Annotated in this window: 21 protein-coding genes and 3 tRNA genes; 2 read left to right on the forward strand and 22 right to left on the reverse strand. The window is 63.5% G+C overall.

Translation table 11 applies throughout. From position 1 onward, the window contains the following. Positions 1-19: 19 nt before the first annotated feature. From CO656_RS16385 to CO656_RS16475, 19 genes are all read right to left on the reverse strand, one after another. Entirely contained in the window at positions 20-787 is a 768-nt protein-coding gene (locus CO656_RS16385; protein ID WP_097526423.1) for a biotin--[acetyl-CoA-carboxylase] ligase, read from the reverse strand. Continuing rightward, positions 784-2,226: an NADH-quinone oxidoreductase subunit NuoN gene (gene nuoN / locus CO656_RS16390; protein ID WP_097526424.1), complete on the reverse strand. Its 1,443-nt coding sequence runs from the start codon at positions 2,224-2,226 to the stop codon at positions 784-786. The genes CO656_RS16385 and nuoN overlap by 4 nt, the downstream gene beginning before the upstream one ends. 19 nt (positions 2,227-2,245) lie before the next feature. Then, positions 2,246-3,757 (reverse strand): NADH-quinone oxidoreductase subunit M, encoded by a 1,512-nt coding sequence (locus tag CO656_RS16395; RefSeq protein ID WP_097526425.1) that lies wholly within the window; start codon positions 3,755-3,757, stop codon positions 2,246-2,248. Beyond that, the gene (gene nuoL / locus CO656_RS16400; protein WP_097526426.1) at positions 3,757-5,751 is read right to left on the reverse strand and encodes an NADH-quinone oxidoreductase subunit L; all 1,995 of its coding nucleotides are present in this window, start codon (positions 5,749-5,751) and stop codon (positions 3,757-3,759) included. The genes CO656_RS16395 and nuoL overlap by 1 nt, the downstream gene beginning before the upstream one ends. A gap of 7 nt (positions 5,752-5,758) precedes the next feature. Further along, complete coding sequence (gene nuoK / locus CO656_RS16405; RefSeq protein ID WP_037414132.1) at positions 5,759-6,067, reverse strand: NADH-quinone oxidoreductase subunit NuoK; 309 nt, start codon at positions 6,065-6,067, stop codon at positions 5,759-5,761. 29 nt (positions 6,068-6,096) lie between these two features. Further along, positions 6,097-6,711 carry an NADH-quinone oxidoreductase subunit J gene (locus CO656_RS16410; RefSeq protein ID WP_097526427.1) on the reverse strand — a complete coding sequence of 205 codons (615 nt, stop codon included), beginning with the start codon at positions 6,709-6,711 and terminating at the stop codon, positions 6,097-6,099. 146 nt (positions 6,712-6,857) lie between these two features. Next, positions 6,858-7,349 (reverse strand): NADH-quinone oxidoreductase subunit NuoI, encoded by a 492-nt coding sequence (gene nuoI / locus CO656_RS16415; protein ID WP_097526428.1) that lies wholly within the window; start codon positions 7,347-7,349, stop codon positions 6,858-6,860. Between the two features lie 64 nt (positions 7,350-7,413). After that, positions 7,414-8,457 (reverse strand): NADH-quinone oxidoreductase subunit NuoH, encoded by a 1,044-nt coding sequence (gene nuoH, locus CO656_RS16420; protein WP_037414126.1) that lies wholly within the window; start codon positions 8,455-8,457, stop codon positions 7,414-7,416. 20 nt (positions 8,458-8,477) lie between these two features. After that, complete coding sequence (gene nuoG, locus CO656_RS16425; protein WP_097526429.1) at positions 8,478-10,556, reverse strand: NADH-quinone oxidoreductase subunit NuoG; 2,079 nt, start codon at positions 10,554-10,556, stop codon at positions 8,478-8,480. 99 nt (positions 10,557-10,655) lie between these two features. Continuing rightward, positions 10,656-11,348 (reverse strand): NADH:ubiquinone oxidoreductase, encoded by a 693-nt coding sequence (locus CO656_RS16430; protein ID WP_176536614.1) that lies wholly within the window; start codon positions 11,346-11,348, stop codon positions 10,656-10,658. Positions 11,349-11,354: 6 nt separating this feature from the next. Continuing rightward, positions 11,355-12,659 carry an NADH-quinone oxidoreductase subunit NuoF gene (nuoF, locus tag CO656_RS16435; RefSeq protein ID WP_097526430.1) on the reverse strand — a complete coding sequence of 435 codons (1,305 nt, stop codon included), beginning with the start codon at positions 12,657-12,659 and terminating at the stop codon, positions 11,355-11,357. A gap of 11 nt (positions 12,660-12,670) precedes the next feature. Further along, positions 12,671-13,501: an NADH-quinone oxidoreductase subunit NuoE gene (gene nuoE, locus CO656_RS16440; RefSeq protein ID WP_097526431.1), complete on the reverse strand. Its 831-nt coding sequence runs from the start codon at positions 13,499-13,501 to the stop codon at positions 12,671-12,673. A 16-nt stretch (positions 13,502-13,517) separates the two neighbouring features. Continuing rightward, entirely contained in the window at positions 13,518-13,772 is a 255-nt protein-coding gene (locus CO656_RS16445; RefSeq protein WP_037389051.1) for a hypothetical protein, read from the reverse strand. After that, entirely contained in the window at positions 13,772-14,962 is a 1,191-nt protein-coding gene (locus CO656_RS16450) for an NADH-quinone oxidoreductase subunit D (RefSeq protein ID WP_037414108.1), read from the reverse strand. The genes CO656_RS16445 and CO656_RS16450 overlap by 1 nt, the downstream gene beginning before the upstream one ends. Before the next feature lie 56 nt (positions 14,963-15,018). After that, entirely contained in the window at positions 15,019-15,624 is a 606-nt protein-coding gene (locus CO656_RS16455) for an NADH-quinone oxidoreductase subunit C (protein WP_097526432.1), read from the reverse strand. A gap of 18 nt (positions 15,625-15,642) precedes the next feature. Beyond that, positions 15,643-16,221 carry an NADH-quinone oxidoreductase subunit B gene (locus CO656_RS16460; RefSeq protein ID WP_037414105.1) on the reverse strand — a complete coding sequence of 193 codons (579 nt, stop codon included), beginning with the start codon at positions 16,219-16,221 and terminating at the stop codon, positions 15,643-15,645. Continuing rightward, positions 16,212-16,577, reverse strand: a complete 366-nt coding sequence (locus CO656_RS16465; RefSeq protein WP_037389059.1) for an NADH-quinone oxidoreductase subunit A — start codon at positions 16,575-16,577, stop codon at positions 16,212-16,214. The genes CO656_RS16460 and CO656_RS16465 overlap by 10 nt, the downstream gene beginning before the upstream one ends. Before the next feature lie 298 nt (positions 16,578-16,875). After that, a tRNA-Asp gene (locus tag CO656_RS16470) sits at positions 16,876-16,952 on the reverse strand. Between the two features lie 72 nt (positions 16,953-17,024). Further along, a tRNA-Asp gene (locus CO656_RS16475) sits at positions 17,025-17,101 on the reverse strand. 394 nt (positions 17,102-17,495) lie between these two features. Between CO656_RS16475 and CO656_RS16480 the strand changes: the two genes are divergently transcribed. Beyond that, positions 17,496-17,571 (forward strand) — tRNA-Val (locus CO656_RS16480). A 57-nt stretch (positions 17,572-17,628) separates the two neighbouring features. Here CO656_RS16480 and CO656_RS16485 read toward each other — a convergent pair. The 3 genes from CO656_RS16485 to CO656_RS16495 form a co-directional block, all read right to left on the reverse strand. Further along, positions 17,629-18,027 (reverse strand): cupin domain-containing protein, encoded by a 399-nt coding sequence (locus tag CO656_RS16485; RefSeq protein ID WP_037414104.1) that lies wholly within the window; start codon positions 18,025-18,027, stop codon positions 17,629-17,631. 88 nt (positions 18,028-18,115) lie between these two features. Continuing rightward, positions 18,116-21,571: an AAA family ATPase gene (locus tag CO656_RS16490; protein ID WP_097526433.1), complete on the reverse strand. Its 3,456-nt coding sequence runs from the start codon at positions 21,569-21,571 to the stop codon at positions 18,116-18,118. Further along, complete coding sequence (locus tag CO656_RS16495) at positions 21,571-22,851, reverse strand: exonuclease SbcCD subunit D (protein WP_097526434.1); 1,281 nt, start codon at positions 22,849-22,851, stop codon at positions 21,571-21,573. The genes CO656_RS16490 and CO656_RS16495 overlap by 1 nt, the downstream gene beginning before the upstream one ends. A gap of 284 nt (positions 22,852-23,135) precedes the next feature. Here CO656_RS16495 and CO656_RS16500 point away from each other — a divergent pair, with 284 nt between their 5' ends. Next, a complete protein-coding gene (locus CO656_RS16500) occupies positions 23,136-24,968 on the forward strand; it encodes a methyl-accepting chemotaxis protein (protein ID WP_097526435.1) in 1,833 nt (610 codons plus the stop codon). Positions 24,969-25,113 lie beyond the last annotated feature (145 nt).

Below are 25,113 nucleotides of genomic sequence, written 5' to 3' on the forward strand. Positions count from 1 at the left end.
GCTGCGCCTCTATTCTTGTTTATCCGAGAAACACGTCGCCGGCGGCGATTGCCAGCGGCGCACCGGAGCCCGTGTCGAGCAGCAGCCGGCCGTCTTCGTCGATACCGACGAAGCGGCCGCCGAGCGAACGGTCCGGCAGGTTAACGGTGATGGCCTCGCCAATGCCCTTCGCGACGGCCTTCCACTGATCGATGATCGCGGCAATGCCGGCGCCTCTATCCCAAATGGAAAGCGCCTCAGCCATTGTCACGAACAGGTGAGCGAATAGTTCCTCGGCCGAGATCGTGGCGCCCTCGCGCCGAAGCGAGGTGACCGGGTAGAGCCCCGTCTCCGGCATGACCGCTACGTTGACGCCGCAGCCGATCACCAAAGCGTGGCGGCCATCCGGAAGCGCTTCGCCCTCGAGCAGGATCCCGCAGGTCTTCCGGCCATCGATCAAGATGTCGTTCGGCCACTTGATCGCCACTTCCGGCGAACCCGAAGGCATGACCCTGCGAATGGCCCGATGCACCGCAACGGCTGCAGCGAGCGGCAGGGAATGCAGGTGCTTAACCGGCGCCGGATCGATGAGCAGCAAGGATGCGTAAAGATTGCCGAGCTCGGAAAACCACTCGCGGCCGCGTCGACCGCGGCCGCCGGTCTGGCGCGCCGCGGTGATCCAGAGATTGCCCGGATCACCCTCTCGCGCCCGCGCCAGGCATTCGCTGTTCGTCGAGACAGTTTCGGCAAGCGCTATGTGCCGGAATTCATCGGGCGAAATCCGGCCGCTGCCCTGCCCGCCGGTCAAAAGAATGTCCGCGCCGCCGCCTCGGCGGCATTACCGAGCGGGCCGCCGATCAGCACATAGCCGAGCACGAAAAGGCCGGAAAGGCCATAGACCAAACGCAGTTCGCCCGACGTGCGGGCAAATTCGCCCTTGGCCTCGTCGAACCACATGACCTTGATGACGCGCAGGTAATAGTAAGCGCCGACGACGGATGCGAGGACGCCAATGATCGCCAGACCATAGAGCTGGGCTTCGATCGCGGCAACGAACACGAAATATTTCGCGAAGAAGCCGGCAAGCGGCGGGATCCCGGCAAGCGAGAACATCAGGATCGTCAGCACCGTCGCCATGAACGGATTGGTCTGCGACAGGCCGGCGAGGTCATCGATGCCTTCGACATGCTCGCCATCCCGGCGGCGCATGGCGAGAATGCAGGCGAAGGTGCCGAGCGTCATCACCATGTAGATCAGCATGTAGAGGATGACGCCGCGCACGCCGGCCATGGACCCGGCGGCAAGACCGACGAGCGCATAGCCCATGTGGCCGATCGAGGAATAGGCCATCAGCCGCTTGATGTTGCGCTGGCCGATCGCCGCAAAGGAGCCGAGCAGCATCGAAGCGATCGAGATGAAGACGACGATCTGCCGCCAGTCGGCGACGACCGGCTCGAAGGCCTCGATGACAATGCGGACGAGCATCGCCATGGCCGCAACCTTCGGCGCGGCGGCAAAGAAGGCCGTCACCGGCGTCGGTGCGCCTTCATAGACGTCCGGCGTCCACATATGGAACGGAACCGCGGAGATCTTGAAGGCAAGGCCGGCAAGGATGAAGACCAGGCCGAAGACCAGGCCGAGCGAGCGGCCTTCCGCGGTAAGCGCCGCGGCAATCTCGTCGAAACCGGTATGGCCGGTGAAGCCATAGACGAGCGACATGCCGTAGAGCAGCATGCCCGAGGACAAGGCGCCGAGAACGAAATATTTGAGGCCCGCTTCGGTGGACCGCACGCTGTCGCGATTGATCGCGGCCACGACGTAGAGCGCCAGCGACTGCAGCTCCAGCGACAGATAGAGCGAGATCAGGTCATTGGCCGAGATCATCAGCAACATGCCGAGGGTTGCGAGCAGCAGCAGCACCGGAAACTCGAAGCGGTCGATCTGCGCGGCGCGCGCCTGACCGATGGTCATCACCATGACGGTGACCGAGCCGATCAGCGCCAGAACCTTCATGAATTTCGCGAAGGGATCCGAAAGGAAGGCGCCGCCATAGGCCTCGCCGTCGCCGGTGTTCAGAACGAGCCACAGCCCGGCAATGGCGAGCACCGCGATGGAGAGACTGGTCACGACGGGGGTCGCGCGCTCGCTCGAATAGACGCCGACCATCAGCAGCACCAGCGCGCCGACCGCCAGGATCAGCTCGGGAACTGAGAGTTGCAGGCTTGCAAAAAGGGTTTCAGCAGTCATGTCCAATCACGTCCTGTGGTCAGTGCACCGAAAGCGCAACGTCTTGCGCTGCCTGCAGGGCTGCGGCGTAGTTGTTGACGAGCAGATCCACGGAGGCCGCCGTCGCATCGAAGACCGGCGCCGGATAGACACCGAAGAAGATCGTAAGGATCACCAGCGGATAAAGGATGACCTTCTCGCGCGTCGACAGGTCGAGCATCGCCTTGAGGCTATCCTTCTCCAGCGCGCCGAAGATCACCCGGCGATAGAGCCAGAGGGCATAGGCGGCCGACAGGATAACGCCGCTGGTCGCAAAGAGGGCAACCCAGGTATTGGCGCGGAAGGCGCCGACCAGCGTCAGGACTTCGCCGACGAAGCCCGAGGTGCCCGGAAGACCGACATTGGCCATGGTGAACACCATGAAGGCCACGGCATATTTCGGCATGTTGTTGACGAGACCGCCATAGGCCGAGATTTCGCGCGTGTGCAGCCGGTCGTAGACGACGCCGACGCAAAGGAAGAGCGCGCCCGAGACGATGCCATGCGAGAGCATCTGGAAGATCGCGCCCTGAACACCCTGGACATTCGCAGCAAAGGTCCCCATCGTCACGTAACCCATGTGGGCAACGGAGGAATAGGCGATCAGCTTCTTGATGTCGCTCTGCATCATAGCCACCAGCGAGGTGTAGATGATCGCAACGATCGAGAGCGTATAGACGAGCGGCGCGAAATAATCGGACGCCAGCGGGAACATCGGCAGCGAGAAGCGCAGGAAGCCGTAGCCGCCGAGCTTCAGGAGAATGCCGGCCAGGATGACGGAGCCCGCCGTCGGCGCCTGGACGTGCGCGTCGGGAAGCCAGGTATGGACCGGCCACATCGGCATCTTCACCGCGAAGGACGCAAAGAAGGCAAGCCACAGCCAGGTCTGCATCTGGCGCGGGAAATTGTACTTGAGCAGTTCGGTGATGTCGGTCGTGCCGGCCTGCCAATACATCGCCATGATGGCGAGTAGCATCAGAACCGAGCCGAGCAGCGTGTAAAGGAAGAACTTGTAGCTCGCATAGACGCGGTCCCTGCCGCCCCAGACGCCGATGATGATGAACATCGGGATGAGGCCCGCCTCGAAGAAGACGTAGAAGAGCACGATGTCGAGCGAGACGAAGACGCCGAGCATCAGCGTTTCCAGGATCAGAAACGCGATCATGTATTCCTTCAGGCGCTTCTCGATCGTGACCCAGCTCGCCAGCACGCAGAACGGCATCAGAAATGCCGTCAGCGGCAGGAACAGCACCGAAATACCATCTATGCCGAGATGGTAGGATATGCCGGTGCCGAGCCACTCATGCTTCTCGACCATTTGGAAGCCGGGATTCGACGGATCGAACTGATACCAGACATAGAGCGACAGGCCGAAAACCACGATCGTGGTCATGAGCGAGATGTTCAGGATGTTGCGGCGGCCGGCGGCGCTGTCTTCCCGCATCAGCAGGAGAAGCAGGGCGCCGACCAGCGGCAGGAAGGTGACCGCGGAAAGTACGGGCCAATCGGTCATCAGAAGGAACTCCCGAGCATCATCCAGGTAACGAGCGCCGCAATGCCGATCAGCATGACGAACGCGTAGTGATAGAGGTATCCGGTCTGCAGCCGGACGACGCGATCGGTCACGTCGAGAACGCGCGCCGCCACCCCGTTCGGCCCGAAGCCGTCGATGACGCGACCGTCACCCTCCTTCCAGAGGAAGGTACCGAGACGCTTGGCGGTGCGGACGAAGAGGAAATCGTAGAGCTCGTCGAAATACCACTTGTTGAGCAGGAACTGGTAGAGACCGCGATGCTGCCGGGCGAGGTACTTCGGCGTTTCCGGCGAACGGATATACATGTACCAGGCGGTAAACAGGCCGAGCGCCATGGCAACGAACGGGCTCCATTTCACCCACAGCGGAACGTGGTGATACTCCTCGAGGATTTCGTTCTCGGCCGACGTGAAGAGCGCGCCCTGCCAGAATTCGGCGTAGTGATGGCCGAAGAAATAATCGTGGAACAGGAAGCCGGCGACGAGCGCACCGAGCGCGAGGATATAGAGCGGCACCAGCATGACCTGGGGCGACTCGTGGACGTGATGCATGACCTCGTGCGACGCGCGCGGCGTGCCGTGGAAGGTCATGAAGGTGAGGCGCCAGGAATAGAAGCTGGTGAACAGGGCGGCGATCACCAAGAGCGCAAAGGCAATACCGGAAACGACGCTGTGCGATGCGAAGGTGGATTCGATGATCGCATCCTTCGAGAAGAAGCCTGCCGTGCCGATCACCGTGCCGGGAATACCGACGCCCGTCAGCGCGATCGTGCCGATGAACATCATCCAGTAGGTGACGGGGATATGGGTGCGCAGGCCGCCCATGTAGCGCATGTCCTGCTCGCCATCGACGGCGTGGATCACCGAACCGGCGCCAAGGAACAGCAGCGCCTTGAAGAAGGCGTGCGTGAACAGGTGGAAGATCGCGGCGCCATAGGCGCCGACGCCGAGCGCCACGAACATGTAGCCGAGCTGCGAGCAGGTCGAATAGGCGATGACGCGCTTGATGTCGTTCTGCACGAGACCGACGGTCGCGGCGAAGAAGGCGGTGATCGCACCGACCAGCGTGACGACAGTCAGCGCATCCGGCGACAGTTCAAAGAGCGGCGACATGCGGGCGACGAGGAAAACGCCGGCGGTCACCATGGTGGCGGCATGGATCAGCGCGGAAACCGGCGTCGGGCCTTCCATGGCGTCCGGCAGCCAGGTGTGCAGCAGGAATTGCGCCGACTTGCCCATGGCGCCCATGAAGAGCAGCAGGCAGGTAGCCGTCAGCGCATCGGCCTTGTCGAGATGCATGCCGAAGAGCGTGATCACCGCCTCCCCTGCCACTGCGCCTTCAGCCGGAATGTAGCTCTGGGCGGCGGCGAAGACCGTTTCGAGATTGATCGAGCCGAAGAGGACGAAGACACAGAAGATGCCGAGCGAGAAGCCGAAGTCGCCGACGCGGTTGACGATGAAGGCCTTGATCGCCGCGGCATTGGCCGAGGGCTTCTTGTACCAGAAGCCGATCAGCAGGTACGACGCGAGGCCCACGCCTTCCCAGCCGAAGAACATCTGCAGCAGGTTGTCCGACGTGATCAGCATCAGCATCGCGAAGGTGAAGAGCGACAGGTAGCCGAAGAAGCGCGGACGATGCGGATCGTGGTGCATGTAGCCGATCGAATAGATGTGCACCAGGGTCGAGACCGTGTTGACGACCACGAACATGACGGCGGTCAACGTGTCGACGCGGAAGGCCCATTCGACGTCGAAGCTGCCCGACTGGATCCAATGGAGCACCGAGACCTTGATCATCTCCTCGTGGCCGAGTGCGACGTCGAAGAAAACAAACCAGGAGAGCGCCAGCGCAATCAGCATCAGGCCGCTGGTCACATATTCGGATGCCTTGGCACCGATCTGCGTACCGAGCAGGCCGGCGATCAGAAAGCCGATCAGAGGCAGAAAGACGATAGCCTTGATAATCGTGTCCATGGCCCTGTCAGCCCTTCATCATGTTGACGTCTTCGACGGCGATCGAGCCGCGATTGCGATAGAAGACGACGAGAATTGCAAGCCCGATCGCCGCTTCGGCGGCCGCGACGGTCAGAATGAACAGCGCGAAGACCTGGCCCGTAATGTCCTTGAGAACCCACGAGAAGGCGACCATGTTGATGTTGACCGCGAGTAGGATGAGCTCCACCGACATCAGGATGATGATGACGTTCTTCCGGTTGAGGAAGATGCCGAAGACGCCGAGCGTGAACAGAATGGCGCTGACGGTGAGATAGTGGGAGATTCCGATTTCCATATGTCCGATCCCTCGACCTCGCGTCCCGATTAAAGGCCCTGCCCCGGCTTGACCGTGACCACCTCGACGGCGGTCTCGGGCGAGCGGGCAACCTGGCGCGGAATGCTCTGGCGCTTGATGTTTTCACGATGACGCAGGGTGAGCACGATGGCGCCGATCATGGCGACGAGCAGCACGAGCCCGGCGATCTGGAAGAAATAGATGTAATGGGTGTAGAGCACGTCCCCGAGTGCCGCCGTGTTGGTCCGCTCGGTAGCCGCCGGGATCGGCATGGAAATGCCCTTGGCGATCTGCGGCGAGAAGGTCGAACCGCCAACGACGATGATCAATTCGGCGGCGAGGATCAGACCGATCAGCGCACCGACCGGCGCGTATTCCAGGACGCCCGCCCGCAGTTCGGCGAAGTCGATGTCGAGCATCATGACCACGAAAAGGAAGAGAACCGCGACAGCGCCGACATAGACCACCAGCAGGATCATCGCCAGGAACTCGGCGCCCGTCAGCAGGAAGAGGCCGGCCGCATTGAAGAAGGTCAGGATCAGGAACAGAACCGAATAGACCGGGTTCTTGGCCGCGATGACCATGAATGCCGACGCCACCGCGATGAAGGCGAAGAGATAGAAAAAAAGAGCCTGCAGACCCATGATCGGTGCCTTTTTCGTCTTGCTCGGCGTGAAGGCCGACCGCCCTCACTCCATGAGGCAAAGCCGGACGTCTGTCCGGCCAGTGCCAAAACCGTTCCGCATGTGCCCCTTGCGAGCGGCGCGATGCGGCGTTTACGCAAATGGCCTCAGCGGTAGGGCGAGTCCATTGCAATGTTGCGCGCGATTTCCTGCTCCCACCGGTCGCCGTTGGCGAGCAGCTTTTCCTTGTCGTAATAGAGCTCTTCGCGCGTCTCAGTGGCGAATTCGAAGTTAGGCCCTTCGACGATGGCATCGACCGGACAGGCTTCCTGGCAGAAGCCGCAATAGATGCACTTCACCATGTCGATGTCGTAGCGCACCGTGCGGCGGGTGCCGTCGTTGCGGCGCGGGCCGGCCTCGATGGTGATGGCCTGGGCAGGACAGATCGCCTCGCAGAGCTTGCAGGCGATGCAGCGTTCTTCGCCGTTCGGATAGCGGCGCAGCGCATGCTCGCCGCGGAAGCGCGGGCTGACCGGGCCCTTTTCAAAGGGATAGTTCACGGTCGCCTTCGGCCGGAAGAAATACCGCATCGACAGCAGGAATGCGCCGACGAATTCCTTGAGGAACAGCGAGCTGACGGCTTGCGAAAGACCGGCCATCATTTACCTCCAAATTTGCCGGCCTGGGAGGGGTCGGCGGTATGCAGCGAAGCGCGGGCGGGCATCATGCCCATCCCATGAGCTTCAGAACGAATGCGACGATGACGACCATCGCCAGCGACAGCGGCAGGAAGACCTTCCAGCCGAGACGCATCAGCTGGTCGTAGCGGTAGCGCGGGACGAAAGCCTTGACCATCGCGAACATGAAGAACACGAGCGAGGCCTTCAGCACGAACCAGATGATGCCCGGCACCCAGTTCAGGATCCAGATATCGACCGGCGGCAGCCAACCGCCGAGGAACAGGATCGTCGTCAGCGCGCACATCAGGCAGATCGCAGCGTATTCGCCGAGCATGAACATCATGTACGGGGTGGAGCCGTATTCGACCATGAAGCCGGCGACGAGTTCGGACTCGGCTTCGGGCAGGTCGAAGGGCGGACGGTTCGTCTCGGCGAGCGCCGAGATGAAGAACACGATGAACATCGGGAACAGCGACAGCCAGTGCCAGTCGAGGAAGGAGGCCGGCAGGCCGATCATCGTTCCAAGGCCGTCCGACTGCGCATTGACGATGTCCGTCAGGTTGAGCGAACCGACGCAGAGCAGCACCGTGACAATGACAAAGCCGATCGAGACTTCATAGGACACCATCTGCGCGGCGGAGCGCAGCGCGCCCAGGAAGGGATATTTCGAGTTCGACGCCCAGCCGCCCATGATGATGCCATAAACCTCGAGAGAAGATATGGCAAAGACGAAGAGGATGCCGACATTGATGTTCGCGATCACCCAGCCCGCATTGAGCGGAATGACGGCCCAGGCGGCAAGCGCCAGCGTCACCGAGACGAGCGGCGCGAGCAGGAAGATCGTCTTGTTGGCGCCGGCCGGAATGACCGGCTCCTTGAAGACGAATTTCAAAAGGTCGGCAAAGGACTGGAAAAGTCCCCAGGGGCCCACCACGTTAGGACCGCGGCGAAGCTGCACGGCGGCCCAGATCTTGCGGTCGGCGAGCAGGATATAGGCGATGAAGACCAGCAGCGCGACCAGAAGCAGCAGCGACTGGCCGATCATGATGGCCGTGGGCCAGACGTAGCTCGAAATGAAAGCGTCCATGATGCTCTATTCCCTCGCGCTCATTCCGCGGCAGCTTTGAAATTGTTGCGCGCCAAGGCCGAGCATTCGGCCATGACGGCGGATGCGCGCGCTATCGGGTTCGTCAAATAGAAGTCTTTGACCGGAGACGCAAACATGGATTTGCCCATCTCACCGGCTTTTTGCGCAAGTGCGGCAATTTCGTCGCTGCTTCCTGCGGCGATGCTGTCGACCTCTGCGAAATGCGGATGAGCCGCGTAGAGCTTGGCACGCAATTCCCCAAGCGAATCAAACGGCAGCCTGCGGCCGAGCACGTCGGAAAGGGCGCGGATGATCGCCCAGTCCTCGCGCGCGTCTCCCGGTGCAAAGCCGGCGCGGTTGCCGACCTGGACGCGGCCTTCGGTGTTGACCCAGGTGCCGGACTTCTCCGTATAGGCGGCGCCGGGAAGGATGACATCCGCCGCATGCGCGCCATTGTCGCCGTGCGAGCCGATATAGACCGTGAAGCCCTTACGCGCCGAAAGATCGATCTCGTCGGCGCCGAGCAGGAACAGCACCTCTGCGCTGCCGGCCATCTGCGCTGCCGAAATGCCGCCCTTGCCGGGAACGAAACCGAGGTCCAGACCGCCGACGCGTGATGCCGCCGTGTGCAGGACGGCAAGGCCGTTCCATTCTCCGCCGGCCGCACCGACCGCGACGGCAAGCTTTGCGGCATTGGCGAGAACGGCAGAACCGCCCTCCCCTGCAAGCGCACCCTGGCCGACGATGATCAGCGGCCGCTCGGCATTCTTGAGCGTCTCGAAGAACTTGCCCTTGCCGGAAACGAGCTCAGCGAGCGTCTCCGTGCCGGCGCCGAGATACTCATAGTCGTAACGCAGTTCACCCCGCTCGCCGATCACCGCGATCGGGAACTTGCCCATGCGATAGCGCTTGCGGATGCGCGCATTGAGAACCGAAGCCTCGAAGCGCGGGTTGGAGCCGATGACGAGCAGCGCGTCGGCGCTCTCGATTCCCTGGATCGTCGGATTGAACAGGTAGCTTGCGCGGCCGAGCGACGGATCGAGGGCTGCGCCGTCTTGGCGGCAGTCGACGCTCTCAGAGCCCAGCGAAGTGATGAGCTCCTTCAGGGCGTACATCTCCTCGACGGAGGCGAGGTCGCCGGCAATCGCACCGATCTTGTCGCCCGAGGTCTTGGCGACGGCAGCCTTGATCGCCTGGAAGGCCTCGCGCCAGGTCGCGGCCTGCAGACGGCCGTCCCTTCTCACATAGGGCCGGTCGAGACGCTGCGTCTTCAGCCCGTCCCAGATGAAGCGGCTCTTGTCGGAAATCCACTCTTCGTTGATCTCCTCGTTGACGCGCGGCATGATGCGCATCACCTCGCGGCCGCGGGTGTCGACGCGGATCGCCGAGCCGACCGCATCCATGACGTCGATCGATTCGGTCTTGTTGAGCTCCCACGGACGCGCCGTGAAGGCGAAGGGCTTCGAGGTCAGCGCGCCGACCGGGCACAGATCGACGACGTTGCCCTGCAGTTCGGAAGTCATCGCCTGTTCGAGATAGGTGGTAATTTCGGCATCTTCGCCGCGGCCGATCAGCCCGAGTTCGGCGATGCCCGCCACTTCCGTCGTGAAGCGGACGCAGCGCGTGCAGTGAATGCAGCGGTTCATCACCGTCTTGACGAGCGGACCGATATACTTGTCTTCGACGGCGCGCTTGTTTTCCTGATAGCGCGAACTGTCGATGCCGAAGGCCATCGCCTGGTCCTGCAGGTCGCATTCGCCGCCCTGGTCGCAGATCGGGCAGTCGAGCGGATGGTTGATCAGCAGGAATTCCATGACGCCTTCGCGGGCCTTCTTGACCATCGGCGTCGTCGTGAAGACTTCGGGCGCCTCGCCATTCGGGCCGGGGCGCAGATCGCGCACGCCCATGGCGCAGGAGGCGGCCGGCTTCGGCGGCCCGCCCTTCACCTCGATCAGACACATGCGGCAATTGCCGGCAACCGAAAGCCGCTCATGGAAACAGAAGCGCGGAACCTCGGCGCCGGCCTCTTCGCACGCCTGAAGCAGCGTGAAATGATCCGGGACCTCGATCTCTTTTCCGTCGACTTTCAGCTTTGCCATCTTCGTACTCAATCCTGTCTTCCGTCCGGCTGCCTTCTGCGGCGCCGGACAATTCCTTCACGGCTCTTCCGGTATGGTAACGACCGGGCGGCCGTCACGTTATCTCTTGCCGATCAGCGTCTTTGCCTGCCCGATCCAATCGTCCCGCAGGATGCGGCCATCGAGCGCGAACTCGGCATCGAGCCGCGCGACATCCGCCTCGCTCAGAGCCGCGATGTCGGCGAACCGACGAAGGCCGTGGCCATTCAGCACCTGTTCGAGCTTCGGGCCGATCCCGGAAATTTGCTTGAGATCGTCGGCGACGCCGCCCTTCGGCTTCGCTGCGACGGGCTTCCTGGCGGCGCGCGCCTTGGGCTTGGCGACGGCAGCCGGTGCGGGCCGAGCCTCGCGGGCAGCCGGAGCTGGCTTGGACTCGCGGGCGACCGGAGCCGGACGGTCCTCGCTGGCCGCCGGCGCCGGCGAAGCCCGCTGCGTTACAGGCTCGGGCTTTTCGACGGTCGGTGCCGGTTCGGCAATCTCCGCCGGTTCGGCCACGCCGGCGCTCTTCTGCAGAGCGCTTGCAGCCCCCTGCATGGCGCCGAACATGACGCCTGCGAAGTGGCTCGACAGGCCGAAGCCGAGCGCCGTCGCCGCCGCTACGGCAGCCACGGGATTGGCCATCAGCGGAACGGCCGGCATGGTCTTCATCCATTCGGCCATGCCGAACGGATCGGCCGAGCCGGCGCCCAAGGGCCGCACAAAAGGAATGACTGCCGCCTTCATGCCCTGTCCTTCATTGCGCGTCCCGGCCATCGCTCGTTACTCCGCTGCTTCCAATACGGCGCCGTGCGACGTTGCATTGCGCGTATATTCGTCGATCCGCTTTTCCATTTCCGGACGGAAATGCTTGATTAGGCCCTGGATCGGCCAGGCGGCCGCGTCGCCAAGCGCACAGATCGTGTGGCCTTCGACCTGCTTCGTCACGTCGAAGAGCATGTCGATCTCGCGCTTCTGGGCGCGGCCCTGCACCATGCGCTCCATGACGCGCATCATCCAACCGGTGCCTTCGCGGCAGGGCGTGCACTGGCCGCAGCTCTCGTGCTTGTAGAAGGCGGAAAGCCGCCAGATCGCCTTGATGATGTCGGTCGACTTGTCCATGACGATGACGGCCGCCGTTCCGAGGCCTGAGCCAAGCTCGCGCAGGCCGTCATAGTCCATGATGGCGTCCTTCATCTGCGCGCCGGGCACGCAGGGAACCGACGAGCCGCCGGGGATGACGGCGAGCAGATTGTCCCAGCCGCCGCGGATGCCGCCGCAGTGCTTGTCGACCAGCTCGTGGAACGGGATCGACATGGCGTCCTCGACCGTGCAGGGACGGTTGACGTGGCCGGAGACCGAATAGAGCTTGGTGCCATGGTTGTTCGGGCGGCCGAAACTCGTGTACCAGCCGGCGCCGCGCCGGAGGATGGTCGGCGTGACTGCGATCGATTCGACGTTGTTAACGGTCGTCGGGCAGCCATAGAGGCCCATATTCGCCGGGAACGGCGGCTTCAGGCGCGGCTGGCCCTTCTTGCCCTCGAGGCTCTCGAGCAGCGCCGTTTCCTCGCCGCAGATATAGGCGCCGGCGCCGTGATGGACGAAGACGTCGATATCGTAGCCGAGCTTGTTGTTCTTGCCGAGCAGGCCGTATTCGTAGCATTCGTCTATCGCGGCCTGCAGCGCCTCGCGTTCGCGGATGAACTCGCCGCGCACGTAGATGTAGGCGGTGTGCGCGCCCATAGCGAAGCTTGCCACGACGCAGCCCTCGATCAGCGTATGCGGATCGTGGCGCATGATGTCGCGGTCCTTGCAGGTACCGGGCTCCGACTCGTCGGCATTGACGACGAGGTAATGCGGCCGGCCGTCGCTTTCCTTCGGCATGAAGGACCATTTGAGGCCGGTCGGGAAGCCTGCGCCGCCGCGGCCGCGCAGGCCCGAGGCCTTCACCTCGTTGATAATCCAGTCGCGACCTTTCTCGAGCAGCTCCTTGGTGCCGTCCCAGTGGCCGCGCGCCATCGCGCCCTTGAGCGACCTGTCCTTGAGGCCGTAGATATTGGTAAAGATGCGATCTTCATCTCTCAGCATGGGTCACCTCTTTACCGCGGCTTCTTCGCCGGCTTGGACTTGTCGACCGTCTCGCCTTCGGCCTTGGCGTTCTTCGCCGCCGCTTTCCTCGCGGTCGCCGGGGTCTTCAGCGCCGGATTGGTGACGTCTGCGGCGGTCTCCGGTTTGGCGGCGTTCGACGGCGGCACACTTACCGCTTCTTCAGCCTTCGCCTTGCTGGCGCGGGCCGGCGCCTTGGTCTTTTCAGGCGCTTCCACGAGCTGCAATGTCGTCAGCCCGCCGGCCGGTGCGGAAAAGATGCGGTCGATCTGGGGGCCGGGCTCGATTTCGGCACCCTTGCCTGCGTCGAAGCCGTCGATGATTTCCTCGAGCCGCTCGGGCGTCAGGTCCTCGTAAGAGTCCTTGAAGATCATCACCATCGGCGCGTTGACGCAGGCGCCCTGACATTCGACCTCTTCCCAGGAGAGCGTGCCGCTCCTGTTCAGCGTGAAGGGCTCGGCGGCGATCTTCTTCTTGCACACCTTGATGAGGTCTTCCGCACCGCGCAGCATGCAGGGCGTCGTGCCGCAGACCTGCACATGGGCGCGCGATCCGACCGGCTTCAACTGGAACTGCGTGTAGAAGGTCGCCACTTCGAGGGCGCGGATATAGGCCATGCCGAGCATGTCGGCGATCGACTCGATGGCCGCCCTCGTCACCCAGCCGTCCTGTTCCTGGGCGCGCATCAGCAGCGGAATGATCGCCGATTGCTCGCGGCCCTTAGGATATTTGTTGATCGTTGCCTCGGCCCAGGCCGCGTTCTCCTTGCTGAATGCAAAGCTCGCTGGCTGGACAGTGTCTTCGGCTAGTCGACGAACGGACATTCTAGTGGACACCTTATCAATTAATCGAACCGCACCGCGATTTCGTCAGCGTGACGAATTCGCAGGCATAGGCGGACTGGTCTTTCTGCATGAACACGATGTAGCGCGTGCCGTTGGCGACGGCTGCCTTGATCTCGTATCCCTTCGACAGGAGCGCGGCCATGGAGCCGCCATGCAGCCCGGAGGAGGACGTGCTGGCGACATCCTCCTGAGCGACGGCGGCAGGGCTCAGCGCGAGAAACCCGAGAACGGCAAGCGGCGCCAGACGCATCAGCGATCCACCTCGCCGAACACGATATCGAGGGAGCCCAGCACGGCCGAAACATCGGCGAGCTGGTGTCCGCGACAGAGGAAATCCATCGCCTGCAGATGCGCATAGCCCGGCGCACGGATCTTGCAGCGATAGGGCTTGTTGGTGCCGTCGGAGACCAGATAGACACCGAACTCGCCCTTCGGCGCCTCGACCGCGGCATAAACGTCGCCGGCCGGCACGTGATAGCCCTCGGTATAGAGCTTGAAGTGGTGGATCAGCGCCTCCATCGAGCGCTTCATCTCGCCGCGCTTTGGCGGCACGATCTTGCCGTCGAGCGAAGAAACCGGTCCGACCTTAGCGTCGCCGAGCAGGCGATCGACGCATTGCCGCATGATCCGCGCCGACTGGCGCATTTCGATCATCCGGATCAGGTAGCGGTCGTAGCAGTCGCCGTTCTTGCCGATCGGGATGTCGAACTCCATGTCGGAGTAGCACTCATAGGGCTGCGCGCGGCGCAGATCCCAGGCGGCACCCGAACCGCGCACCATGACGCCCGAGAAGCCCCAGGCCCAGGCGTCCTCGAGCTTGACGACGCCGATATCGACGTTGCGCTGCTTGAAGATGCGGTTGCCGGTCAGAAGCTCGTCGATGTCGTCGACCGTCTTCAAGAACGGATCGATCCACTTGCCGATATCGTCGACCAGTTCATGCGGCAGATCCTGGTGGACACCGCCTGGACGGAAATAGGCCGAGTGCATGCGCGCGCCGCAGGCCCGCTCATAGAACACCATCAGCTTCTCGCGCTCCTCGAAGCCCCAGAGCGGCGGCGTCAACGCACCGACGTCCATGGCCTGGGTGGTGACGTTGAGGAGATGCGAGAGGATGCGGCCGATTTCCGAGTAGAGGACACGGATAAGCTGGCCGCGGATCGGCACTTCGGTGCCCGTCAGCCTTTCAACGGCAAGCGCGAAGGCGTGCTCCTGGTTCATCGGCGCGACATAGTCGAGCCGGTCGAAATAGGGCACCGCCTGCAGATAGGTCTTCGCCTCGATCAGCTTCTCGGTGCCGCGGTGCAAGAGGCCGATATGCGGATCGACGCGCTCGACGATTTCGCCGTCAAGCTCCAGCACGAGGCGCAGAACGCCGTGCGCGGCCGGATGCTGCGGACCGAAGTTGATGTTGAAGTTCCGGACGTTGTGTTCGGTCATACCGATTGCTCCAGGCCGGACGGGATCCCCTCGGGATCGCCGCGGGCCGACTTATCTCACCGTGCCTTCGCCTTTTCATCGCCGGGCAGCACGTATTCCGTGCCTTCCCAGGGCGAAAGGAAATCGAAGTTGCGGAATTCCTGTCTCAGTTCGACGGGTTCATAGACCACCCGCTTAACTTCATCGTCGTAGCGAACCTCGACGAAGCCGGTCAGCGGGAAGTCCTTGCGCAGCGGATAACCTTCGAAGCCGTAGTCGGTGAGGATACGGCGCAGATCCGGGTGGCCGGTGAAGAGAATGCCGTACATGTCGTAGGCTTCACGCTCGAACCAGTCGGCGCCAGGGTAGACGGAGGTTGCCGACGGCACGGGCTCGCCGTCGCCGGTCGCGACCTTGACGCGGACGCGCAGGTTCTGGCGCGGCGACAGCAGGTGGTAGACGACATCGAAACGATCCGGCCGCTGCGGATAGTCGACGCCGCAGACATCGATAAAGCTCACAAAGCCGCATCGCGGATCGTCGCGCAGGAAGGTCAGGAGTTCGATGACGTTGTCGGCCGTCGCCGTCAGCGTCAACTCGCCATATTTCATCGCCGCGTCGGCAATCAGCGATCCGCGTGCTTCCCGAAGATAGGTCGCAAGCTCGTTCAGGGCTTCACTCATTGAAAAGAACCCCCTGCCTTAGCGCTCGATGGTGCCGGTCCGGCGGATCTTCTTCTGCAGCAGAAGCACGCCATAGAGCAGCGCTTCTGCCGTGGGAGGACAGCCTGGCACGTAGATATCGACGGGCACGACGCGGTCGCAGCCGCGCACCACCGAATAGGAATAGTGATAATAGCCGCCGCCATTGGCGCAGGAGCCCATCGAGATGACGTAGCGCGGCTCGGGCATCTGGTCGTAGACCTTGCGCAGCGCCGGCGCCATCTTGTTGGTCAGCGTGCCGGCGACGATCATGACGTCGGACTGGCGCGGCGAGGCGCGCGGCGCGAAGCCGAAGCGTTCGGCATCGTAGCGCGGCATCGACATCTGCATCATTTCGACGGCGCAGCAGGCGAGACCGAAGGTCATCCACATCAGCGAACCGGTGCGCGCCCAGTTGATCAGCTCGTCGGTCGAGGTGACGAGGAAGCCCTTGTCGGCGAGCTCGTTGTTGATCTCGCCGAAGAATGCGTCATTGCTGCCGATCGGCTTGCCGGTCGCGGGATCGATGATGCCCTTCGGCTGCGGCGCAATGAGCGTGGTGCCGGATGCTAGTTCCATTCCAGCGCTCCCTTTTTCCATTCATAGATAAAGCCGACCGTCAGGACCAGGAGGAAGACCATCATCGACCAGAAGCCGAACCAGCCCATCGCCTTGAACGAAACCGCCCAGGGGAAGAGGAAGGCGACTTCCAGGTCGAAGATGATGAAGAGGATCGACACAAGATAGAAGCGGATGTCGAACTTCATGCGGGCGTCGTCGAACGCATTGAAGCCGCACTCATAGGCCGAGAGCTTTTCCGAATCGGGCGCCTTGAAGGCAACTGCGAAGGGAGCGATCAGGAGTGCGAGACCGATCACAAGAGCGATTCCAATGAAAATCGCGATCGGAACATAGGAACCGAGAAGTTCTGTCATTGTTATCCGTCCCTGCCTGCGAAGCGCCTTGGGAGAAGCGCTCGAACAACGAATGCCGCAGGCCGAAAATCATGTTGCAACGCCAGAGTGGTTAGCGCAGGCCGCGCCCATGCGCAAGCCTCGACGAGGCATTTAAACCGGTTCGCGGCACAGGTTTGAACGGCACTTTCTCACAGTTGACACAGTGGAACACGGAATCCTGGGAACCGGTCGCCCCTCCCCGCAAGAGCCATGCCGAGACCGCATTGCGGCAATGCAAAAACGGCCGACTGACACTGAAGCATGGTGTGAGGAGAAATGGCGCGAGTGACGGGGCTCGAACCCGCGACCTCCGGCGTGACAGGCCGGCACTCTAACCGACTGAGCTACACCCGCGCATCATGGCCATGGCAGGCCATTATCTCACCATCGGCACTCCTTGAGGATGCCGATGCACCAGAAGAAGAGTGGCGCGAGTGACGGGGCTCGAACCCGCGACCTCCGGCGTGACAGGCCGGCACTCTAACCGACTGAGCTACACCCGCTTCTCTTGACTGGCCGGGGCGCTCGCGCACCCCTTTATCAAAGCGGCCCTGCCGTTTCGATGAGCGGCTAACTAAGCGGTTCGCCCTGGGGTGTCAAGCGTGTTTGAAGACAAATCCGTGACGGAGAGAATTTTGACCCACAGGCTGCCCAAATGAGAAAATCCGCATAGGGCGGGACGGTCGAAGCCCCCTCTCTCGCTACCCGGACGCCGCGACGTCGCTACCGTCGGCGCCGCCCCCCTCTCCTGTCCACAGCGCCGGCAGCGCCCGATCCCGCGCTCGCCGACCCGCTCGCAAAAAAATCAAAAAAATCGATCGAATGCTCTTGCGGTTTTTGCCGGTTGCGCATAGATCACGCCCACCGACGCGGCGGACAGCGGTCCGGCACGCGAAAGGGCGATTAGCTCAGTTGGTAGAGCGCCTCGTTTACACCGAGGATGTCGGGAGTTCGAGTCTCTCATCGCCCACCATTATCCAAAGCATTAGCAATTCACCGTAAGTGGCTACGATCGTTGCCATTCGGCTCATCACCCCCCGCGAGACTGCTCGTCCGTCACATGCTCCAGCCAATCGACGACCTTGCCGTCGAGCGCCTCCTGAATGGCGATATGGGTCATTCCCGTGTCGGCGGCGGCGCCGTGCCAGTGTTTTTCGCCCGGCGGGAACCAGACGACGTCGCCGGCGCGGATTTCGCGGAGTTCGCCGCCCCAGCTTTGCGCAAGGCCGCGGCCGGCGGTGACGATGAGCGTCTGGCCGAGCGGGTGGGTGTGCCAGGCGGTGCGGGCGCCGGGCTCGAAGGTGACCGTCGCTCCTCTTACCCGGGCCGGCGCGGGTGCCTCGAAGGCCGGGTCGATGCGTACGGATCCCTGAAAATAGTCGGACGGTCCGCGCGACGAGGGTCTCGAGCCACACTCAAAGATTTCCATTCGAACCTCCTCTTGGCATACGCGTGAAATCACGTCGCGCACCATGCGGGCGCAATCGGAAGCACCTTAGCGTTTTTCCGCCCAGTCGCTACAGCCTGTGAAGTCTTACCCCGGGGCAGGCGCTGCGGGCGATGTCGCAAAGGTGCTCGTGGTGCGTCAGATAGATCACCTGGCCGACGCGGGCCATCTCCGCCATCAGATCGAAGGCGCGGCCAGCGCGGTTGTCGTCGAACGTTTCCATGATGTCGTCTGCGATGAAGGGCAGCGTCTCGCGGGCCGCGGCGACCTCGTGGTAGCCGGCCATTCTCAAGGCAAGGTAGAGCTGGAAGCGGGTGCCTTTCGAGAGGTCGCCGGCGAGCTTCGAGCCGCCCGCCGCCGTGTTGGCGATCAGGAATTCCTGCCCCTTTTCCGCCTGGGTCGAAAGCCCGGCATATTCGCCGCCGCTGATATGCGAAAAGGTCCGCGAGGCGCGTTGCATCATGGCACTGCGATGGCGCTCGCGAAACAGCCTCAGCGCGTGTTCGGCGGCAACGACGCCGGCCTTGAGCCGCAGATAGCCGACCGCCTTGTGCTCGATCTCGAGCAGGATGGTTCGCTGCTTCTGCTCGAGTTCGGCCACCCGGTCGCCACCCTCGATCTCGGCAAGCGCCCTTTCCTTGTTTCTGACTTCCGCGTGCAACTCGCTGACGTCGCGATCGATGACGTCGATCGCTTCCTCCAGCCGGGTGAGTTCAAGCCTGAGCTCGGGCTCGTCCACGCCAGCGAGGATGGATTCGGCTTCTCCGGTCGTGGCAGTGCCGAGCCGGGTCAACAGATCCTGTTCAAGCTCGGCGCATCTCAGCCGTTGCCGCTCCTGCTCGCGAACGGCCTCCAGGCGAAGTCCGGCCTCCTCCAACGTTTCGCATCCGAAGAAGTCGAACATCACCTGCTTCATCGCCAGGTGCTGCCGCTCCTCGCTGCGCAGCAGCCGAAGCGCCTCCTCTAGACGTTCGATGCTGCCCAAGGCTTCGAGGCGGCGCTCTTCCTGGCGCTGTGCGGCGGCGATGCGGTCGCGCAGCGACGCATAAAGCGCGAGCGGATCGCCCTGCTCTCCGGCGTCGTGGGCGAGATCCACGATCGCCTCGGCAAAGCTCGCCTGGTCTTTCCGCATGCCGGCAATGCGATGGTCGAGCTCGCCCTTCTTCTGCATGAGCTTGTCGAAGTCCTGCAGGACCGCGAGCACCGGGCCGATTTCGTGCGGAGCCGGCCGGTCGGCGCGGCCGGCAAGCCAGGTCGCGGCGAGCGCCTCCGCCCACGCCTCTTCCCAGCGGATCATGGCGGCCTCGGCGGCGGCGAGAACCGTCTCCCGGTTTTCCATAGCTTCCGTGGCGCGGTGAAGCTGTGCCACTGCCGTGCTGTGGGCCGCCGATGCCGCTTGCGCGCGGGAGACGACCCGTTCCGCAACAACGAGGAGCTCGTCAAAGCTGTCCGGCAGGTGGTCCGCCGCGCCCAGGCGCTCCAATTCTCCCCGCAATGCGCGTGCCGCCGTCTGTTCTTCCGACGCGGCCCGGTCTTTCGCCTGGTGCGCGGCGCGCAGCTCGGCGCGAAGCGCCAGCGCCGCGGCTCGCGCGGCAAGCCAAGCCTCCAGCTGCGATATTTGCCTGACGTTGGGTAAGCCGCTTGCACTTGCGGCAGCGGCCACCGTTTTGTGCAGCCGCTGGCCCTCTTCGGAGAGCGCCTCCCGCTGTGCTTCGAGCGCCTGCAGGCGCGCGCGCCTTTCGGAAATCGCCAAAGTGAGGCCGCGCATCTCAGCCAGCCGCTCGGCATGGGCGAGGCGCAGCGCCGCGGCGGCATCGTCCTCCCGCAATGCCGCCTCGAAGGCGCTTGCCGTCCGCTTGTCGAGGCTGGTGCGATGCACTTGCCAGGCGAGGTCCCGGCGCCGGCGCAGCTCGCCTGCGGTCGCATCGTCCACTGCAGCGCCGTCTGCAGCGAGTGCGGCAAGCCGCGCCTCGTCTGCCGCCTGGCGCGCGCGCTCGTCGCCGATCCGGTCGTCGAGCCGCAGCCGCCGCTCCGAAAGAGCGGATTCCTCCGCTTTCCACATGGCGACCACGCCGGGCGCGGGAACGGGCAGCGTCGCCAGTTCATCCGCATCGCCGGCGAACGGCCGCAAGCCGTCCATGGCATCGGCAAGCGCCGCCGCCAGCCGGTCGACCTCCCTGGTCGCGGCCTGCTGGCGCAAAAGGCAATCGCTCTGCCGCAGCACATGCAGCCGTTCGGCCAGAATGCCCGTATCGGCGACACCGTTGCCGAGCCGCTCCGCATCGCGTTCGGTCTGAGCACGATCGCGTCTGGCGCTGTCGAGCTCCCCGCGCGCCGACGCCAGCTTCTCCGCGAGGCCCGCGTGCTGGCGAACCAGTTCCTGCAGCCGGGCAGCGCGGGCAGTCGGCAGCACCAGCGAAACGGCATCGGCATTGTCCGCCTCGCCGAGACGGATGAGGCAGGCACGAATCTCGGCGGAGACCCTTGCCAATTCGTCGAGGCGCGACGGCATATCGCGGGCGGCCGTCTGGTAGCGGGCGTCGAGTGCCGATTCGCGCAACGCCTCGAAGCGTCCCGCGAGCGCAAGCGCCTCTTCGTCCCGCGGCAGATCCTCGAGCTCCGCCCGGCGCTGCGCCAGTTCCTCGTCCAGTTGCCGGAGCCGGGTAGCGATTTCGACCTCCCGGCGGCGGAGGGCCGGCAGATCGTTCCACCATTCCTGCGGCGGCACCGGCAAGGCCTGCGTGCCGGCAAGCTCTTCCCGTGCAAGGTTGAGCCTTGCAAGGAGCGGCAGGGATTCGAGCTCGGCGCGCAGCCGATCCCGGCGCACGCGCAGTTCGGCGCGCTGTCGCGCTGCTGCATCGTGGCGGTCGCGGGCTTTCGTCAGCGTCTTGCGAAGTTCGGCATATTCGCGCGCGTTGACGTCCACTGCTTTGCGCTGGGATTTCAGGGCATCGAGCTCCGCCTTCAGCTCCGCAAGCTGATGCTTGCGCGCCTGGGGGCGAAAGAAGGCGTCCGCTTCGGTGCGCAGATTGGCAAGCACCGCACTGCTGTCCGGCAGACCCGAACTTGCCGAGAAGAGCAGCGACCCGAGTTCGCCTTCGCTCTTTAGGATGGCTTCCCCGCCTTCCTCGATGCTGTCGTCGTCGAGCGAGAACATCATGCGGTAGGTATCCCGGTCGATCGATCCGAGCGCCGAGGAGAAGAGGTTGTCCGGCAGCGGCTGCTCGTCGGGACCGACAAGGCTGTTGGCGTTGCGCTTGATCCTATAGGCGTGATGTCTCTTGCCGCCAGCCTCGACAACGCCGCCGATCCGCATTGTCTGGTAGGGATGCAGGAAGCCGTAGGGGCTCATGCGTTCGATGCCGAAGAGCAGGTCGAGGAAGCCCGAGAACAGGGTCGATTTGCCCGCCTCGTTCGGGCCGTAGATCAAGTGGAAATCTGGCTCTCCCCGCTGGGCAGTGCCGAAATCGAGGCTTCGTTCAGTGAACTTGCCGTAGCGGACGAGATCCAGCTGTTGCAGCCGCATCAGTCGATGCCCTCGACGAGGCTGCGGCCATGGAGATGCGACAGGACATCGGCGCTACCTGAAAGCGCGGCATTCTCCACCAGCTTGTCGAGCATGCCCTCGTCCCCGGCAAGCAGATGCCGCAGTTCGACAGGCAGATGCGGCAGCAGCTCCTCGGCGACGGCGCGCATGTCGGCGCGGTAGGCGAAGGCCGACAACACTTCGGTCTCGACGAGTGCCGTCAGTTCGCCGATCGGATCGGCAGCGATAGGCCCTGCATGCTTGCTGCAATTTGCAAACTGGGTCTCGATCTTCTCGACCCAGCATCGGCCGAGCCCGGCGGCGATATTCGCCAGCTCTCCCTGCAGCAGGTCGAAATCCCGCCGCAGCCGCCAGGAAAGCGGCGTCGTACCGTTCAGCGTGATCCGCAGGATGAGATCGGCTTCCGGCAGACCCTTTCGAATCAGACCGAGCTGCCGGCCGGCGACCTCCAGCATGTCGCGCCAGTCCGCCGTCCCGGTCAGGTCGATCGACACGCGCTCGAACACAGCCGCACCCACCGCCCGCTCTTCCAGCGTCACCTCACCGTCGTGGTCGATCGTGACAAGGGTGACGCCCTTCACGCCCGATTCGTTGATATCCCGGCCCTGCGGCATGCCCGACATGACGATGCATGGTTTGACGCCGTGGACCTGCCGCTGGTGCACGTGTCCGAGAGCCCAATAGTCATAGCCATGCCGCTCCAGATCGGCGACGCTGCAGGGCGCATAGGGGTCGTGCCCCGCCGAGCCGGCGAGGCTCGTGTGCAGCATGCCGATGTTGATGGCATCCGCGATGGGAGGCTGGAAATGCGGCAGCAGGCTTTCCGGCGCGTGCGGGTCGGCAAAGCTCATGCCGTGAATGTGAACGGCTCTGCCGTTTTCCAGAGTCTTGGCGAGCACCGGCTTGCCGCGGCCGCTGAAGACATGCACCGACGCCGGCAGCGTCAGCTCGCGCGTCACCTGCGACTGGGCATCATGGTTGCCGCGGATGATGAAGGTGCGGATGCCCGCCTCGTCGAGACGGCGCAGCTCACCGGCGAGGAAGAGCGCCGTGTTCATCGACGTCTGATTGCCGTCATAGAGATCGCCGGCGATCAGCAGCGCGTCGACGCTTTCGGCGATGCAGAGATCGACGATACGCACGAGGGCATTGCGGGTGGCACCCCGCACGATCCCGGCGAGCTCCTCGTTGCGGAGCGCCAGGCTGCGCAAGGGCGAATCGAGATGGAGATCTGCGGTATGGATAAATCGGAAAGGCATGACCGACCATGGCCGGCCCTGCCCCTGCCGTCAACGACGCGGGCTGACGGGGCCCAACTGAGTTGTGGGCAACGTCGCGCAGCCGTCCGAGAGCGCCGCTTCAGCATCCGCCGGGCTCGCCGATTAGCGGTTTTGTAACGCCTTGCTCGGTAGTTTTCGCGATGGAAACGCATTGAGCATTTTCAGCACCGGAATGATTCCTGCTTCTGCATCCGCTCCGTCATGACGATCAAGAGCCGGAACAGTTCACCCCAAGTTTCGCGGACGCTATTCCGGAGTTGTCCATGTCCCGCCTGAAGATTTCGCATACGCTGATCGGTCTTTTCGTAGTGGTCGTCGCCATCGTCGCAGCGCTTGCCCTCTCCTCGATGAACAGCATCCGCATGCTGAACGAGCGGAACAACGAACTCGCCGCCAGCTGGCTGCCGCGCGTCTCGCTGGCCCGGGCGCTGGAGACTCAGCTTTCGGACACCCGGATGGCCTTCGCCCGGCACCTGATCTCGCTCACTCCGTTCGAGAAGAAACGGGCGGAAAAGGTGATCGGCGAAACTGTCGCAGGCTTCGGCAAGCTTTCGGAAGACTATGCGGTCCTTGCGACATCGGATGCCGACAAGGAGGCGCTCGCAAAGGTGCATGCGACCTACCAGGCCTATCTGTCGGACGCCGATGCCATGCTGAAATATTCCAACAACCTCGAGAACATGAAGGCCCAGAGCGTCTTCAAAGTCGAGATGGCGGCAGCCGAAAAGAAGGTCGATGCGGCGATCGACGACGTGCTTGCCGCAAATCTTGCCGGCACCGGCGCCGCCGTCGCCGCCAGTGCCGCAACGCACAAGGAAGCCATGACCACCGAAACCGCGGTCATCGCTTTCGCTGCCCTTGTCATTCTGGGCGCGGTCGCCTACGCCATACGCGGCGTCGCACGTCCGATCCGGATCATCACGGCGTCGATGGCGAAGCTTGCCGGGGGCGATACGGCAAGCGGCATCCCCTATGGCGGCCGGAAGGACGAGATCGGTGAAATGGCCCGCGCCGTCGAAATTTTTCGGCAGGCTGCAATCACCAACCAGAAGCTCGAGGAGGAAGCCCGTATCCAGCGCGCCGCATCCGAGAGCGAACGCCAGAGAGTGACCGAGGAGGCCGAAGCGGCGGCGCAGCGGCGTCTCGAAGAAGCGACGGCCGGGCTTGCAAGCGGACTGCGGCGGCTGGCCGGCGGCGACCTCGCCTTCCAGCTCGACGAGGCTTTTGCGCCCGATTTCGAGCCCCTTCGGCACGACCTGAACCAGGCGGTCGCCCAGCTTGCCGACACGCTCTCCGCCGTCGCGACGAGTTCGAGCAGCATCGACGGCGGCGCCCGTGAGGTGAGCCACAGTGCCGACGACCTGTCGCGACGGACCGAACAACAGGCGGCATCGCTCGAGGAGACCGCCGCCGCGCTCGACCAGATCACCGTCAATGTCTCCAACTCCTCGAAGCGCACCAACGAGGCCCGCGCCGTGGCGAGCCAGGCGAACGAGAGTGCACGCAAGTCCGGCGCGATCGTCTCCGGCGCCGTCGACGCGATGGGGCGAATCGAGCATTCCTCCAGCCAGATCTCCAACATCATCGGTGTCATCGACGAGATCGCCTTCCAGACCAACCTTTTGGCGCTCAATGCCGGGGTGGAAGCGGCACGCGCCGGCGAAGCCGGCAAGGGCTTTGCCGTCGTTGCACAGGAGGTGCGAGAGCTCGCCCAGCGCTCGGCCAAGGCGGCCAAGGAGATCAAGGAACTGATCCGCAATTCGGCGAACGAGGTCGAAAGCGGCGTCCGGCTCGTGCGCGAAACGGGCGAAGCCCTGCGCACCATCGAGAGCCTTATCGTTACGATCAACGAACATATGGACGCGATCGCCGTTTCGGCCCAGGAGCAGTCCGCAGGGCTTTCCGAAGTCAACATGGCGGTCAATCAGATGGATCAGGTGACGCAGCAGAACGCCGCGATGGTCGAGGAAGCCAATGCGGCCAGCGCGACCCTGGCACAGGAGGCGGGTCGTCTGCGCGAATTGATCGATCGGTTCACTCTCGCCGATGCGGACCGCGCCAGCGCTTGGGCGTCGCGGCCACGCCACGCCGCTTAACAGCAGGGACAGCAGTTCTTCGCCTCGGAAAGATCAACGGCTCTCGGATTCGGGGGCCGTTTCTTTTCAAAGGACGTCGACCGTAAGAATCAGGAGGTTTTTGTCGACAAATACCGCGGTCGTCACTAAATATAGTCTAACTGCC

The organism is Sinorhizobium sp. FG01, assembly GCF_002531875.1.
GTDB lineage: Bacteria > Pseudomonadota > Alphaproteobacteria > Rhizobiales > Rhizobiaceae > Sinorhizobium > Sinorhizobium fredii_C.

What these genes read in the sequence shown, in the direction of transcription:
- nuoK (WP_037414132.1), bottom strand. Translation starts at nt 6,067, where the DNA reads ATGGAAATCGGAATCTCCCACTATCTCACCGTCAGCGCCATTCTGTTC.
- nuoG (WP_097526429.1), bottom strand. Translation starts at nt 10,556, where the DNA reads ATGGCAAAGCTGAAAGTCGACGGAAAAGAGATCGAGGTCCCGGATCAT.
- CO656_RS16465 (WP_037389059.1), bottom strand. Translation starts at nt 16,577, where the DNA reads ATGACAGAACTTCTCGGTTCCTATGTTCCGATCGCGATTTTCATTGGA.
- nuoL (WP_097526426.1), bottom strand. Translation starts at nt 5,751, where the DNA reads ATGGACACGATTATCAAGGCTATCGTCTTTCTGCCTCTGATCGGCTTT.
- CO656_RS16495 (WP_097526434.1), bottom strand. Translation starts at nt 22,851, where the DNA reads ATGCCTTTCCGATTTATCCATACCGCAGATCTCCATCTCGATTCGCCC.
- nuoI (WP_097526428.1), bottom strand. Translation starts at nt 7,349, where the DNA reads ATGGCCGGTCTTTCGCAAGCCGTCAGCTCGCTGTTCCTCAAGGAATTC.
- CO656_RS16455 (WP_097526432.1), bottom strand. Translation starts at nt 15,624, where the DNA reads ATGAGTGAAGCCCTGAACGAGCTTGCGACCTATCTTCGGGAAGCACGC.
- CO656_RS16395 (WP_097526425.1), bottom strand. Translation starts at nt 3,757, where the DNA reads ATGACCGATTGGCCCGTACTTTCCGCGGTCACCTTCCTGCCGCTGGTC.
- CO656_RS16430 (WP_176536614.1), bottom strand. Translation starts at nt 11,348, where the DNA reads ATGGCCGGGACGCGCAATGAAGGACAGGGCATGAAGGCGGCAGTCATT.
- CO656_RS16490 (WP_097526433.1), bottom strand. Translation starts at nt 21,571, where the DNA reads ATGCGGCTGCAACAGCTGGATCTCGTCCGCTACGGCAAGTTCACTGAA.
- CO656_RS16445 (WP_037389051.1), bottom strand. Translation starts at nt 13,772, where the DNA reads ATGCGTCTGGCGCCGCTTGCCGTTCTCGGGTTTCTCGCGCTGAGCCCT.
- CO656_RS16450 (WP_037414108.1), bottom strand. Translation starts at nt 14,962, where the DNA reads ATGACCGAACACAACGTCCGGAACTTCAACATCAACTTCGGTCCGCAG.
- CO656_RS16485 (WP_037414104.1), bottom strand. Translation starts at nt 18,027, where the DNA reads ATGGAAATCTTTGAGTGTGGCTCGAGACCCTCGTCGCGCGGACCGTCC.
- CO656_RS16500 (WP_097526435.1), top strand. Translation starts at nt 23,136, where the DNA reads ATGTCCCGCCTGAAGATTTCGCATACGCTGATCGGTCTTTTCGTAGTG.
- nuoN (WP_097526424.1), bottom strand. Translation starts at nt 2,226, where the DNA reads ATGACTGCTGAAACCCTTTTTGCAAGCCTGCAACTCTCAGTTCCCGAG.
- nuoF (WP_097526430.1), bottom strand. Translation starts at nt 12,659, where the DNA reads ATGCTGAGAGATGAAGATCGCATCTTTACCAATATCTACGGCCTCAAG.
- CO656_RS16460 (WP_037414105.1), bottom strand. Translation starts at nt 16,221, where the DNA reads ATGGAACTAGCATCCGGCACCACGCTCATTGCGCCGCAGCCGAAGGGC.
- CO656_RS16410 (WP_097526427.1), bottom strand. Translation starts at nt 6,711, where the DNA reads ATGGGTCTGCAGGCTCTTTTTTTCTATCTCTTCGCCTTCATCGCGGTG.
- nuoE (WP_097526431.1), bottom strand. Translation starts at nt 13,501, where the DNA reads ATGTCCGTTCGTCGACTAGCCGAAGACACTGTCCAGCCAGCGAGCTTT.
- nuoH (WP_037414126.1), bottom strand. Translation starts at nt 8,457, where the DNA reads ATGGACGCTTTCATTTCGAGCTACGTCTGGCCCACGGCCATCATGATC.